Below are 12,798 nucleotides of genomic sequence, written 5' to 3'. Positions count from 1 at the left end.
GACCGGACGCGAACACCAGAACAGAACCCCCGAAAGCCCTACCGGGGAGCCGCGGAGGCCAAGCCCGAAGAGCCGCGGAGCCCGAGCCCGGGATGTCACCGGTGGTGGGAAGCGAACGGGACGGGAATCCGCGAGGCGGGGCCCCGAGGGGGGTGGTTAGGGGTGGTGCCAGGTGAGGAGGCCGGCGGGGGCGGTGCCGGGGGTGAAGCCGGCCGCCGTGAGCTCGGCGGTCAGCTCCTCCAGGGAGGGCCGGTAGCCGTCGCTCTCCACGATGTCCTCGCTGATGACGACCCCCCGCTGCAGTACCCGGTAGGAAAAGCGCGAGGTGGCCATCTCGGGCGTCGCCGACACGACCTGCCCGAGGATCTCGTAGGTGTGCCGCCCCACCCGGTACGACCCCATGACCTCCGGCGGCCCGGGCACGCCCACGGGCCGCTGCCGCCAGTTGAAGATCAGGCGGCCTCCGGGCCGGAGCTGCCTGGCCAGCGTCTCCCACAGTTTCGTGCGCTCCGGGGGCGCGAAGCCGTACAGGACGGAGATCATCACGGCGGCCTCGACGGGTTCGTCGAGGTCGGCGTCGAGCGCGCCGCAGGGCAGGACGGTCACCCGCGCGCGCAGGGAGGGCCGGTCGGACAGGCGGGAGAGCAGGATGGCGCGCATGCCGAGCGACGGCTCGACCGCGAAGATCTCGCCGGGCACGGTGTCGCCGATGACCTGGGTGATGAGGCCGGTTCCGGCGCCGATCTCCAGGACGCCGCCGGTGACGCCGTCGAGGAGGGGCGGCAGGAGCTTCCTGATCTCGGGGACGTGGCCGTCCTCGTGCCACAGGTCGTAGAAGGGTGCGGTGCGGGTGTAGGCGTCCAGAGTCACAAGACTCGAACGATAATGGTTTTCATGTTAGATGTACAGTGTCGATGGGTTTGACCGTGTTGTCGGTGGCCTCGTACCAGGTGACCGAGTTCGGAAAGGTCAGTACGGCCAGCGCGTTCTGGAACCACGGCCCGTGCGTCACCCGCCACCGGATCGGCGGGCGCGGGATGCGGGCGAGCTTGGCCAGCGTCCCCCCGATCAACGTGGCGATGCCGAACTGCGTGAACACGTTGGCCAGCCGCAGCAGCCTGCTGAGCGGGTTGCGGATGGGCGAGCAGACCAACTGGGTGATGTTGCGGGACTTGGCGACGTAGGAGTAATGGACGTCACCGGACAGGATCATCACCGGCACGCCCGTCTTCAGCAGGAGCGTGGCCAGCGAGTCGAACGACCGCCGGAACGCCGCCCAATGCTCCAGGTCGAACGCCTGCCGGAACATCTCCGAGAGCCGCGCGACCGGCTTGCCCCACTTGCCGTCGCACAGCGCCTCGTTCCAGTTCTGCACCGAATGCACGCCCTCGGGCAGCATGAACGGGATCGACGAGCCGATGATCAGCCGCTCGGCCGGCAGCGCGACCTGCTCCTCCAGCCAGGCCCACTCGACCGCGTCGAGCATGCGCCGGTCGCCCGGCGTGAGCTGGCGGGCGCAGCGGGTGTCGACGACGAGCAGCCTCGTGTGGCCGAGGTCGCGGGCGTAGCTCCACCGGTTGCTGCTCGGCTCGGCGTCGGCCTGCTCGGCGAAGGCGTCGAGGCGCTCGGAGCCCCCGCCCTTCAGGAGGTCCTGCAGCAGCGGATCGGAGGCCCGCTCTGCCGGCGAGAGGTTGCCCAGGTGCTGGTAGACCCAGTACGCGCCGAGCCCGGAGATCACCCGGTGCTTCCACCAGGGCACGCGGGCCATGGTCTCGCGCCACGTCTGGGAGGTGTTCCAGTCGTCGCGGACGTCGTGGTCGTCGAAGATCATGGCGGTCGGCACCGTGGACAGCAGCCAGCGCAGCTCCGGTTCGGTCCAGGCCAGCCGGTAGAGCTCGGCGTACTCCTCGAAGTCGGCGATCTCGTCCTGCGGCTCGGAGGCGCGCCGGGCGTGGATGAAGTCGAGCATCTCGGGCGAGGGGTTGTCGGCGTAGACCTGGTCGCCGAGCAGCAGCAGCAGGTCGGGCCAGTCGGGGTCGTCGGCGGTCTCGAGGTGGTCGCCGTAGGCGCGCAGCACGTCGGGGCCGTGCGTGCGCACGTGCGCCGCGTCATGGGGCACGCTGGTACGGCAGGAGCCGAACGCCAGCCGGCGCGGCCCCTCGGGCGGGATCAACCGGATCCGGCTGGGCGCGCGGCCCTCCAGCGGCCAGACGGAGGTTCCGTCCAGCTCGACCCGGTACTCCGGCACGTCCCGTGTCAGCTCGGTGAGATCGACGATGGCGTAGTGGTGGCCGTGCACGGTGAACGTCGGCGAGGAGTGCTCCCCGTCGCGTGTCGAGACCGTGACCTGGCATGGCTCGTCGGTTTCCACCCATATGGACGCGCTGGTCTCATCGACGTAGCGCAGCATGGGACCGATCACCAACCCGGGCATCCCACCCCCTCATGTGACAGTTCGGCGAAGAGCTTCTACCCAGCCTGCCAGTGTGGCACGTTCCCTGAGTGACGATCACGCGCTTGGATTTGTCTACAACGGATCGGCTGCGAATCTGGACAGAATCCCTACACAATTCGAAACCACTCGATATAGGCTGATCACGACAAGAACGTCCAAATGGATCGAGCAACGGCGCTTAATCCACTGATTTGGGCGTACATAACAGGAGGATTTTCTCCCATGAGCATCATGGTGCCGTCAAAGACGCCGGCCCTGATCACCCCTGGACAACAGGCCCTCGACTCCGCTCTCCACCAGCTCGGCCACGCGGCCGAGCACCTCGGTCTCGACGACGGGCTGCGCACGATGCTGGCCACGCCACGCCGTTCGCTGACCGTCTCCGTGCCGGTCCGCCGCGAGGACGGCCGCATGGACGTGGTCCAGGGCTTCCGTGTCCAGCACAACGTATCGCGCGGCCCCGCCAAGGGCGGCATCCGCTTTCATCCCAGCACCGACATCCACGAGGTCACCGCGCTGGCGATGTGGATGACGTGGAAGTGCGCCCTGGTCGGCATCCCCTACGGCGGCGCCAAGGGCGGCGTCTCCGTGGACCCGGCCGCGCTGACCACCCGCGAACTGGAGCGGCTCACCCGCCGCTACGTCAACGAGATTTTGCCGCTCATCGGCCCGGAGAAGGACATCCCCGCCCCCGACGTCGGCACCGACGAGCAGACCATGGCGTGGATCATGGACACCTACAGCGTCAACGCCGGCTACTCGGTGCCCGGCGTCGTCACCGGCAAGCCGATGACGCTCGGCGGCTCCCTGGGCCGTGCCGGGGCGACCTCGCGCGGCGTGCAGATCGCGGCCCTGGCCGCGCTCGGCCGCTCACCCGATGGCGTGACCGTGGCCGTGCAGGGCTTCGGCAAGGTGGGCGCGCTGGCCGCGCAGTACCTCGCCGACGTGGGCTGCAAGGTCGTGGCCGTCTCCGACGTACGCGGCGCGATCTACTCGCCGACCGGCCTGGACATCGCCGACCTGCGCGCCCACAGCGCCGAGACCGGCAGCGTGTACGGCTACCGCCACGCCGACGCCATGAGCCACGCCGACCTGTTCGAGCTGGACGTGGACCTGCTGGTCCCGGCGGCGCTGGAAGGCGTGATCACCGAGGAGAACGCTCCGAGGGTCCGCGCCCGCCTCATCGTCGAGGGCGCCAACGGCCCGACCACCCCGGAGGCCGACGAGATCCTCGCCGCCTCCGGCACCACCGTCGTGCCGGACATCCTGGCCAACGCGGGCGGCGTGATCGTGTCGTACCTGGAGTGGGTGCAGAACATGCAGGCCTTCTCGTGGAGTGCCGCCGAGGTCGAGATGAAGCTGCGCGACCTGATGCAGAGCGCGTACGGCGAGGTGAAGTCGCTGGCCGCGGAGAAGGGCCTGACGCTGCGCCAGGCCGCCCACCTCATCGGCGTGGGCCGGGTGGCCGAGGCGCACCAGATGCGCGGCCTCTACCCGTGAGCGCGACTTAAGTAGGTGGCGCGACCGCCCTGGGACCGATGTTCCGGTCCCGGGGCGGCTGCCAGGCTGAGCCCCATGAGAGCAATCGTGGGGGTCATCCTCCTCATCCAAGGGGTGGCCGGCTTCGTCGGCCTCACGTTCTTCGACTCCAAGTGGGGCCTGCTGCACCGCGTCGCCGAGGTCCCGAACTGGGGCTACCTGGGCATCGCGCTGGTGGGGGCCGGCCTGGTCATGTGGGGCGAGTCGGCCAAGAAGAAGACCTAGCCCGTACGCTCTGACCATGACCTATCCCGATCCGATCTACCACGGTGACCAGGGCGAGAAGAGCGCCCTGCACCGGCCGGCGGGCCACGCGCCCGAACTCGTCTACCCCAACGGCAACGAGGTCCACTACATCGCCACCGGCGCCTCGACCGGCGGCCTGTTCGGCCTCTACCGCTGGGTCATGGGACCGACGCCCAGCGGGCCCGGCCCCCATTTCCACAAGACGATCACGGAGTCGTTCTACGTGCTGCGCGGCACGATCCGCATCTTCAACGGCGACCAGTGGCTGGAGACCGAGCCGGGCGACTGGGTCCACGTCCCGGCCGGCGGCATCCACGGCTTCAGGAACGAGTCCGGCGAGCCCGCCGAGATGCTCCTGCACTTCTCCCCGGGCGCGCCCCGCGAGGGGTACTTCGAGGGCCTGGTGGAGTCCGGGGACATGACCGACGAGGAGCGTGCCGCGTTCTACCTGCGCCATGACAACTACTGGCTGTAGGGATCAGGCGTACGGCGCGGTGATGACCTCCATGTTGTGGCCGTCGGGGTCGTCGAAGTAGACGCCGCGCCCGCCGTACAGGTGGTTGATCTCGCCGGGGGTGTGGTGGCCCGGGTCGGCCCAGAACTCCACGCCCGCCTCCTCGATCCGCGCGAAGATCGCGTCGAACTCCGGCTCGCTGACGATGAAGCAGTAGTGGTTCGGCTGGATCGACGTGGCTTCCATGTAGTCGAGCGTGACGCCGTTGGAGGTCTCCAGCGGCGTGAACGGCCCCCAGTCCTTGCCCACCGGGAGGCCGAGGATCCCGCCCAGGAACTCGGCGGAAGCACGCTTGTTCCGGCTCTGCACAATCGTGTGGTTCAAGTCGACTGCCATACCAGCCAAGCTATGCCCGGCCCGGCCCCGATGCCAGGCGGCCGGGCGTCGTGGCGCGTCGACCCAAGAGCCCCATAAGTCCAGAATTGCCCCTTTCGCGTGGGCGCACCGCCGGTAGATACTCGCGATCATCAAGCCCCTACAGGGGCTCCATGAGAGGACCCGGCAACATGCCCACACCCCCCACCACCGTGGAGCAGTTCGGATACCGCCAAGAGCTCCAGCGATCCCTGGGCTTCGCGGATCTGATGATCTACGGGCTCATCTTCATGGTGCCGATCGCGCCGTTCGGCATCTTCGGCAGCGTCTTCGCCGCCTCCGGCGGCATGGTCGCCCTGGCCTACGTCGTCGGCATGGTCGCGATGGCGTTCACGGCGCTGTCGTACGCCCAGATGGCGCGGGCCTTCCCGATGGCCGGATCGGTCTACACCTACGCCGGCCGCGGCATCGGCGCCCCCGTCGGGTTCATCGCCGGATGGGCGATCCTGCTCGACTACCTGCTGGTGCCCGGCCTGCTGTACCTGGTCGCCGGCGTGGCCATGAACTCCTTCGTGCCCGTCATACCGGTATGGGGATGGGTGGTGGTCTTCGTGGCGCTCAACACCGTGGTCAACTACCTGGGCATCCAGATGACCGTGCGCATCACCCGGATCATGCTGGTCGCCGAGCTGATCGTGCTCGCGATCTTCCTCGTGGTCGGCGTGGTCGCGCTGGCCCAGGGCAAGGCGCAGACGGGCGCGCTGACCCCGCTCTTCGACTCCTCGACGTTCACCCTGCCACTGGTGTTCGGGGCCGCGTCGGTGGCGGTGCTGTCCTTCCTCGGCTTCGACGGCATCTCGACGCTGGCCGAGGAGAGCCGCGAGGACGCCAGGCGGCTGGGCCGTTCCATGGTGGCCGCGCTCGCGCTGGCGGCCGTGCTGTTCGTGGCGCAGACCTGGGTGGCGGCGCTGCTCACGCCCAACCGGGCCACGCTGCTGGAGAAGGGCGACCCGGCCGGCAGCGCCTTCTACGACACCGCGGCCTTCGCCGGCGGCCCCTGGCTGGCCACGCTCACCGCCGTCGCCACCGCGATCGCCTGGGGCTTCGCCAACTCGCTCGTCGCCCAGGCGGCCACGTCCCGGCTGCTGTTCGCGATGGCCCGCGACCGCCAGTTGCCCGCGTTCCTGTCGCGCGTCCACCCCCGCCACAAGGTCCCGGTCAACGCCACGCTCGCGGTCGCCGCGCTCTCGCTCGCGCTGGGCGTCTACATGAGCACCCGCGAGGACGGCATCCCGCTGATGAGCTCGCTGGTCAACTTCGGCGCGATGACCGCCTTCCTGCTGCTGCACGTCGCCGTCGTGGTCCACTATCTGCTACGGCAGCGCAGCTCCAACCTGATCGCCCACCTCCTGGTCCCGTTGCTGGGATTCGCGATCCTGGTCTTCGTCGTCGTCAACGCGAACGTGGCCGCGCAGCGGCTGGGCTTCGCCTGGCTCGGGCTGGGCCTGGTGGTCCTGGCCGTCACCTACCTCGTGGGCCGCCGCCCACGCCTGCCGAAAGAGGTCGTGTGAACATCCACCCCTACCGCCCCGGGCCGGACGAGCTGAGCTACACCTTCGGCGGCCGTGCCCCGGTCGGCGAGGTACGGCCCGGCACGATCCTGGAGCTCTACACCGAGGACTGCTTCGGCGGCCGGGTGCGGACCGTGGACGACCTGCCGTCACAGGTGTGCGAGTTCCCCTACCTCAACCCGGTGACCGGCCCCTTCCACGTGACGGGCGCCGAGCCGGGCGACACGATCGCGCTGCACTTCGTCTCGATCACCCCGGCCCGCGACTGGGCGATGTCCACGACGTTCCCGCACTTCGGGGCGCTGACGGCCACCCACACGACCGCGATGCTGCATCCGGCGCTGGAGGAGCGGGTCTGGCGCTACGACCTGGACCTGGAACGCGGCGTGGCCGTCTACCGGGCCAGGAAGAGCGACTTCACCGTCGAGCTGCCCCTGGACCCCATGCACGGCACCGTCGGCGTCGCCCCGGCGGCCGGTGAGGTCAAGATGACGATCACGCCCGACGCTCACGGCGGCAACATGGACACCCCGGAGCTGCGCGCCGGCGTCACCGTCTACCTGGGCGTCAACGTCGCGGGCGGGCTGTTCGCCATCGGCGACGGGCACGGCCGCCAGGGCCACGGCGAGGTGTGCGGCACCGCGCTGGAGACCGCGATGAACACCGTCGTCGCGGTGGACCTGATCAAGGGCGTGGGCACGCCGTGGCCGCGCATGGAGGACGACCTGCACCTGATGTCCACGGGCTCGGCCCGTCCGCTGGAGGACGCCTACCGCGTCAGCCAGCACGACCTGGTCACCTGGTCGGCCGAGCTGACCGGGCTGGAGACGCTCGACGCCTACCAGCTCATCAGCCAGGCGGGCCAGGCGCCGGTCGGCAACGTGTGCGACACGAACTACACGATGGTCGCCAAGGTCGCCAAGGCCCACCTGAAGGATCCGGCCGCCTACGGCTCCGCCCACGCCCGGCTGCGCGCCCTCGGCGCGGAGTATCTTTCTTCCCGCTGAAAGGCGAGTGTCGCAGGTCAGGGTAATGATCACCTTCGCTCTACAGTGGAGGCGTGCTCCGGCTGCTGCTGTCCATGACCCTGCTCAACCCGACGGCCGAGCCACCCCTCGACGCCGTTCCCGCCGCCCACGTGCTCACCCCCGGCGGCGACCGGCTGGGGTACGCCCCGGCCGGTCGCGCCCGGCCCGACACCGGTGTGCTGATCGGCCACGACCCGGTGGCGGGGACGGCCGTGATGTGCGGCGGCGCCGTCCTGAGGTCGCGGAGCAGGAGCCTGGTCCTGACCGCGGCGCACTGCCTCTACCACCGGGGCAGGCGGCTGCGCGGACTGGTGTTCATGCCCGGCTACGACGGGGGGCGGGCGCCCATGGGCGTCTGGCCCGCCGTACGCACCTGGGTGCCCTCAGAGTGGCGCGACCGGCCGGACTCCCCCGCCCGGCTGCCCTACGACCTCGCGCTGGTCGGCGTCGCCGGGAAGGGGCGCTCGTCCCTGGAGTCGGTGGCCGGGCGCGGGCTGCGGCCGGTGGCGCGCGGGACGCTGTCGCGGCGCCGGGCCCTGGACCTGCTCGGGTATCCGGCCGGACGGCGCTATCCGGGCACGCGGCTCTACCACTGCCTGGGGCAGGCGGCGCCGTACCGGGGAGTGCTCGTCACGCACAACTGTCACGCGTCCGGCGGCGGGAGCGGCGGCCCGGCCCTGTACGGCGGGGCCGTGGCGGGCGTGGTCTCCTCCTCAAGCCCGCTGTCGGACCCGGCCGGGTTCACGGTGCTGGCACCGCTGGACTCGCGGCCCTTCGCCCGCATGCTGAGCAGGGCCGACCGCGTCATGCGGCGTGGCTGACGATCTCCTCGCAGATCGCGTGGCTGACCAGCGCGTCACCGGCGTCCAGGACGCGGCCCTCGCGCACGGCGGCGAGGAAGTCCAGCGTGATCTGCTCGATGCCGCGCTGCCGCGCGACCGGCACCCAGTCGGGACGGCGGCGCAGGACCTCGCCGGACCCGGTGTAGTCGACGACGTCACCGAGGTTGACCACGCGGCGCTTGACGCCGTCGCCCATGACCTCGCAGCTCTCCTCTGAGGCGCCGCTGAGCCGGTTCATGACGCCGATGGCGGTGAAGCCGTCGCCGGACAGCTCCAGCGTCACGTGCTCGACCTGGCCGGCGCGGACCCTGGTGCGGACGCGGGTGTCACTCACCTCGCCGGGGACCAGGAAGCGCAGGGTGTCCACGACGTGGATGAAGTCGTCGAACATGACCGGGCGGGGCGCGTCGGGGTGGTTCTCGCGGTTCTTCTCCATGATCACCAGGTGCCTGGGCAGTTCGGCCAGGCCCGTGTAGCCGGGGGCGTAGCGGCGGTTGAAGCCGACCATCAGCGAGCGTCCGGCCTCGCGCGCCAGGCTCACCAGCCGCTCGCACTCGGCGAGGTTGTCGGCGATCGGCTTGTCCACGTAGACGTGGACGCCCGCGCGCAGGAGGGTGTCCACGATCTTGGGGTGGGCGCCGGTGGCGGCGTGGACGAACGCCGCGTCGATCCCCTCCTCGACCACCTGCTCGACCGTGGTGAAGCGGTTGGCGATCCGGTGCGCCGCGCCCAGGCGGTCGAGGGTTCCGGTGTTGCGGGTGCACAGGTGGAGGTCGAGGCCGGGCTGGGTGGCCAGCACGGGGAGATAGGCCTTCTCCGCGATGTCGCCCAGGCCGATCATGGCAATCTTCATCCGGCCAGGCTAGCCTTCAGCGCCTCGTCGACCGGCGTGGGCGCGACGTCGAAGGTGCGCTGGAAGGCGCTGGAGTCGAGCACGAAGGGCGCGACGAACTGGTAGCGGATGTGGCGGAACTCGCCGATCAACGGGTTGAACAGCCCGGCGACCCGCAGGACCGGCCACGGCAGCACGCTCATCTTGGGCGCGGGGCGGCCGAGGACGGCGGCCATGCCCGCGCCGATCTGCCGGAAGGTCATCGGCTCGTTCGTGGGCACGTGCCAGGCCCTGCCCCAGGCCCGCTCCTCGGCGGCGGCGGTGATGAGCGCGTCGGCGACGTCGGGCAGGTAGGTCCAGCTGTGCGGCACGTCGGCCGGCCAGACGAGCTGGATGGTCTTGCCCGCCTTGAGCGGGTCGATGAAGCGCCCGCCCAGGTACGACTGGTCGCTGGCGCCGGGGCCGAAGAAGTCGGAGGCGCGTACCTCGGTCACCCGGATGCGGCCGGCCTCGTGCAGGGCCAGCGCGTCCTGCCACATCTTCGCCCTGACCATGGCCTTGGGGCTGCGCGAGGCCAGCGGGAGGTCCTCGGTCATGGGGCCGTTGACGGGGCCGTAGGGGTAGAGGTTGCCGAGGATGGCCAGCACGGCGCCGGTGGACTCGGCGGCGGCCAGGAACGCCGCGGACATCGGCGGCCAGTCGGTGAGCCAGCGGTGGTACTTCGGGTTGACGCAGTTGTAGAGGGCGTCGGCGCCCTTGGCCGCCTCGGTCAGCCGGGCGGCGTCGGCCACGTCCGCGGCCACCTTGACGACGCCTTCCGGGCCGCTGCCCGACCGGGTGACGACCGTGACGTCCTGGCCGAGGTCGCGGAGCTTGACGGCGAGGTGGGTCCCGACCTGGCCGGAACCGACGATGACGTGCTTACCCATGATCAGGCCTGCTTCCAGATGAGGCGGAGAGTCGCGTTGACGGCGAAGAGGATCGCGAAGACGGCGGCCGGAGTGGCGGCGCCCGCGGCGTAGAGTGCGGCGGCCCCGCCGCCGAACCAGAGGATCTCCAGGACGCCCCGCCAGATCCCGGTGGCCGGGAAGGTGGCGTTGACCCCGCCACCAGCGCCGAACAGCGCCCAGGCGGTGATGAAGAGGGCCGGCGCGCCGAGCCCGGCGAGCGTGTTGATGATCCAGTTCGAGCTTACGGTGAATCCCCAGTATCCGACGGCGGCGATGACGCCGAGTTCCAGGAGGAACATCAGCAGCATATTCGCGTTCTTCATCATCTCGGGGACTCCAACCTTCGTGACTGCCGTTCGCTTACGAGAGCAATGCTCTCTCAAAAGAGCACTTTTCGTCAAGAGCAGTGCTCTCGTTTATTGCCACCGCTCTGGTAGCGTGCTGAGTATGACAGCTAGCAGGACCGCGAGAGAACGTGTCAGAGCCGAGCTCACCAAGGAGATCGCCGACATCGCCCGGCGCCAGCTCGCCACGGAAGGGGCGGGCGGGCTGTCGTTGCGCGCCGTGGCCCGCGAGATGGGCATGGTCTCCTCGGCCATCTACCGCTACTTCCCCAGCCGGGACGACCTGCTGACCACCCTGATCATCGACGGCTACAACGCGATCGGGGAGTGCGTGGAGCGGGCCGACGCCGCCGTCGATCGCGGCGACCACCTGGGCCGCTGGCTGGCGGTCTGTCACGCCGTACGCGACTGGGCGCTGACCAACCCCCACGAGTACGCCCTGCTGTACGGCTCGCCCGTACCCGGCTACCAGGCGCCGATGGACACCGTGGAGGCGGCGGTCCGCGACACGGTCGTCTTCGGCCGCATCCTGTCGGACGCCCATGAGGCGGGCGTCCTCGACCCCCCCGGCATCGCGCCCGCTCCCCCGCCCTCGCTGGCCGAGGACGCCGCGCTCGTCCGGGCCGTCATGCCGGGGATCTCCGACCTGGTCGTCTTCCGCGCGATCAACGCCTGGACCGGCCTGTTCGGCTGGGTCAGCTTCGAGTTGTTCGGCCAGTTCAACAACACGCTGGACAACCGCAGGACCGCCTTCGAGCACGCCATGCTCAACAACGCCGCCCTCATGGGGCTGGGCATCCCAGAAGCGGCACGATGATCTCGTCGACCACCTCGACGATGAGCGCGTCGGGGATCGGCGTCCCGTTGAACAGGAAGTACTGCCTGATCATCGCCTGACCCACGTCCAGCCGGCGGGGAGTGACCGCGCCGGCCTCGACCTCGCCGCGCTCGACCGCGCGGCGGACCACCTCGTGCATCATCCTGCGCCCCGCGCCCTGGGAGTTCTCGCGCAGCGCGGCGCCCCGGCCGCGGTCGCCGAGCGCCTCGCTCAGCAGCCCGCGCATGGCCTCGCCGGGGGCGCCGTCCAGCGCGGCCGCGGTGTGGCGGAGCAGGGCCAGCAGGTCGCCGCGCAGGCTGCCGGTGTCGGCCACGTCGGAGGGGTCGGGCAGGACGGAGTAGACCGCCGCCATCACCAGCTCCAGCCGGGTCGGCCAGCGGCGATACAGCGAGGCCTTGCCGGTCCTGGCCCGCTCGGCGACCCGTTCCATGGTCAGCTTGGCGTAGCCGACCTCGGCCAGCTCGTCGAGCGTGGCCCGGAAGATGGCGGCGTGCAGCGCCTCGCCCCGGCGGCGGGGCTGTTTGCGGTGGTCGGTGACCATGGATGCATCCTATGGAGCCTTGCCGACCGTGCCGGTGTCTCCGTCCACGACGACCATGAGCCCGTCGGTCAGCACCGAGGTGCCCTCGCCGGTGCCCATGACCGCCGGGATGCCGTACTCCCTGGCCACGATCGCCGCGTGCGAGCCGGTGCCGCCGGTGTCCACGACGACCGCGGCGGCCCGCTGGAACAACGGCGTCCACGACGGGTTCGTGTACGGGCAGACCAGCACGTCCCCCGCGGCCAGCCGGCCGAACTCGGCGGGCTCGCGGATCACCCTGACCGGCCCCGTCACCGTGCCGCCGCTGGCCGGGGTGCCGGCGACCAGCGCGTCACCGGCGTTGGGCGCGGGGAAGACCGCCCGGGGGTCGATGAGCCGCACACCCCGCAGTTCCTCCCGCTTGGCCGCCCTGGCGAGGATCGTGGCGCGCAGCCTTTCCCGGTACGGCCCGGCCGCCGGATCCTCGATGCCTTCCAGCTCCTCCAGCCGCAGGTGGAAGACGTCCTCCGGGTCGGGCAGCCCGAGCCGCCTGCCCATCTCCACCAGCGACCGGCGCAGGATGGGCTGGGGCATCGTGAAGGAGAAGTGGCTGTCCTCGCGGAAGGCGAGCCCGGCCCGCGCCGCCCTGACCAGCCGCTCGACCCGCCGCCTGCGTCGCGGCGAGCGCAGCCGGGGATGGCTCAGCAGCCGCTCCAGCGGATCGGGGCCGTGGGGGCGCGCCGGGGGGGCGCCCGCGCGCCCGGGGGACATGTAGGGCGCGGGGGCGGGGGGGGGGGGCCCCGT

The 12,798-nt window shown here is 70.7% G+C and carries 15 protein-coding genes; 7 read left to right on the top strand and 8 right to left on the bottom strand.

Translation table 11 applies throughout. The features are described 5' to 3' along the window. Window positions 1-156: 156 nt before the first annotated feature. Both ACFWY5_RS23370 and ACFWY5_RS23365 read right to left on the bottom strand, forming a co-directional pair. Window positions 157-870 carry a methyltransferase domain-containing protein gene (locus ACFWY5_RS23370; protein WP_379634235.1) on the bottom strand — a complete coding sequence of 238 codons (714 nt, stop codon included), beginning with the start codon at window positions 868-870 and terminating at the stop codon, window positions 157-159. A 22-nt stretch (window positions 871-892) separates the two neighbouring features. Next, complete coding sequence (locus ACFWY5_RS23365) at window positions 893-2,434, bottom strand: alkaline phosphatase D family protein (protein WP_379634233.1); 1,542 nt, start codon at window positions 2,432-2,434, stop codon at window positions 893-895. A 243-nt stretch (window positions 2,435-2,677) separates the two neighbouring features. On the opposite strand from ACFWY5_RS23365, the gene ACFWY5_RS23360 reads away from it, so the two are divergent. The 3 genes from ACFWY5_RS23360 to ACFWY5_RS23350 all read left to right on the top strand — a co-directional run bounded on the left by ACFWY5_RS23360 (window position 2,678) and on the right by ACFWY5_RS23350 (window position 4,715). Further along, window positions 2,678-3,955 carry a Glu/Leu/Phe/Val dehydrogenase gene (locus ACFWY5_RS23360; RefSeq protein ID WP_379634231.1) on the top strand — a complete coding sequence of 426 codons (1,278 nt, stop codon included), beginning with the start codon at window positions 2,678-2,680 and terminating at the stop codon, window positions 3,953-3,955. 75 nt (window positions 3,956-4,030) lie between these two features. Beyond that, window positions 4,031-4,219 (top strand): hypothetical protein, encoded by a 189-nt coding sequence (locus ACFWY5_RS23355; RefSeq protein WP_379616706.1) that lies wholly within the window; start codon window positions 4,031-4,033, stop codon window positions 4,217-4,219. A gap of 16 nt (window positions 4,220-4,235) precedes the next feature. Further along, complete coding sequence (locus ACFWY5_RS23350; protein ID WP_379616704.1) at window positions 4,236-4,715, top strand: cupin domain-containing protein; 480 nt, start codon at window positions 4,236-4,238, stop codon at window positions 4,713-4,715. A 3-nt stretch (window positions 4,716-4,718) separates the two neighbouring features. Here the strand turns inward: ACFWY5_RS23350 and ACFWY5_RS23345 are convergent, their stop codons facing one another. Beyond that, window positions 4,719-5,090 (bottom strand): VOC family protein, encoded by a 372-nt coding sequence (locus ACFWY5_RS23345; protein WP_379616702.1) that lies wholly within the window; start codon window positions 5,088-5,090, stop codon window positions 4,719-4,721. 170 nt (window positions 5,091-5,260) lie between these two features. Between ACFWY5_RS23345 and ACFWY5_RS23340 the strand changes: the two genes are divergently transcribed. The 3 genes from ACFWY5_RS23340 to ACFWY5_RS23330 are packed head-to-tail and all read left to right on the top strand — an operon-like array spanning window position 5,261 to window position 8,489. Then, window positions 5,261-6,640: an APC family permease gene (locus ACFWY5_RS23340; RefSeq protein ID WP_379634229.1), complete on the top strand. Its 1,380-nt coding sequence runs from the start codon at window positions 5,261-5,263 to the stop codon at window positions 6,638-6,640. Beyond that, the gene (locus ACFWY5_RS23335; protein WP_379616698.1) at window positions 6,637-7,647 is read left to right on the top strand and encodes an acetamidase/formamidase family protein; all 1,011 of its coding nucleotides are present in this window, start codon (window positions 6,637-6,639) and stop codon (window positions 7,645-7,647) included. Before ACFWY5_RS23340 ends, ACFWY5_RS23335 begins: the two co-directional genes overlap by 4 nt. A gap of 53 nt (window positions 7,648-7,700) precedes the next feature. Then, on the top strand, window positions 7,701-8,489 hold the full coding sequence (locus ACFWY5_RS23330) for a trypsin-like serine peptidase (RefSeq protein ID WP_379634226.1): 789 nt from the start codon (window positions 7,701-7,703) through the stop codon (window positions 8,487-8,489). On the opposite strand, the gene ACFWY5_RS23325 is transcribed toward ACFWY5_RS23330, so the two are convergent. Genes ACFWY5_RS23325 through ACFWY5_RS23315 form a run of 3 tightly spaced genes read right to left on the bottom strand, consistent with a single transcriptional unit; the run spans window position 8,473 to window position 10,600 of the window. After that, window positions 8,473-9,363 (bottom strand): Gfo/Idh/MocA family protein, encoded by an 891-nt coding sequence (locus ACFWY5_RS23325; RefSeq protein WP_379634224.1) that lies wholly within the window; start codon window positions 9,361-9,363, stop codon window positions 8,473-8,475. The genes ACFWY5_RS23330 and ACFWY5_RS23325 overlap by 17 nt on opposite strands. Beyond that, window positions 9,360-10,271: an NAD-dependent epimerase/dehydratase family protein gene (locus ACFWY5_RS23320; protein WP_379634222.1), complete on the bottom strand. Its 912-nt coding sequence runs from the start codon at window positions 10,269-10,271 to the stop codon at window positions 9,360-9,362. Before ACFWY5_RS23320 ends, ACFWY5_RS23325 begins: the two co-directional genes overlap by 4 nt. Window positions 10,272-10,273: 2 nt before the next feature. Continuing rightward, window positions 10,274-10,600, bottom strand: coding sequence for a YrdB family protein (locus tag ACFWY5_RS23315; protein WP_379616690.1), 327 nt, complete (start codon window positions 10,598-10,600; stop codon window positions 10,274-10,276). Window positions 10,601-10,739: 139 nt separating this feature from the next. Between ACFWY5_RS23315 and ACFWY5_RS23310 the strand changes: the two genes are divergently transcribed. Beyond that, window positions 10,740-11,453 (top strand): TetR/AcrR family transcriptional regulator, encoded by a 714-nt coding sequence (locus tag ACFWY5_RS23310; protein ID WP_379616688.1) that lies wholly within the window; start codon window positions 10,740-10,742, stop codon window positions 11,451-11,453. Here ACFWY5_RS23310 and ACFWY5_RS23305 read toward each other — a convergent pair. After that, complete coding sequence (locus tag ACFWY5_RS23305; protein WP_379616686.1) at window positions 11,419-12,015, bottom strand: TetR/AcrR family transcriptional regulator; 597 nt, start codon at window positions 12,013-12,015, stop codon at window positions 11,419-11,421. The two genes, ACFWY5_RS23310 and ACFWY5_RS23305, sit on opposite strands and share 35 nt — an antisense overlap. Window positions 12,016-12,024: 9 nt before the next feature. After that, the gene (locus ACFWY5_RS23300; RefSeq protein ID WP_379634220.1) at window positions 12,025-12,765 is read right to left on the bottom strand and encodes a PEP-utilizing enzyme; all 741 of its coding nucleotides are present in this window, start codon (window positions 12,763-12,765) and stop codon (window positions 12,025-12,027) included. Between the last annotated feature and the right edge of the window lie 33 nt (window positions 12,766-12,798).

The organism is Nonomuraea sp. NPDC059007, from assembly GCF_042740555.1.
Taxonomy (GTDB): Bacteria; Actinomycetota; Actinomycetes; order Streptosporangiales; family Streptosporangiaceae; genus Nonomuraea.
The sequence above is the reverse complement of the archived record's forward strand: the minus strand, read 5'-3'. Positions and strand labels throughout refer to the sequence as shown.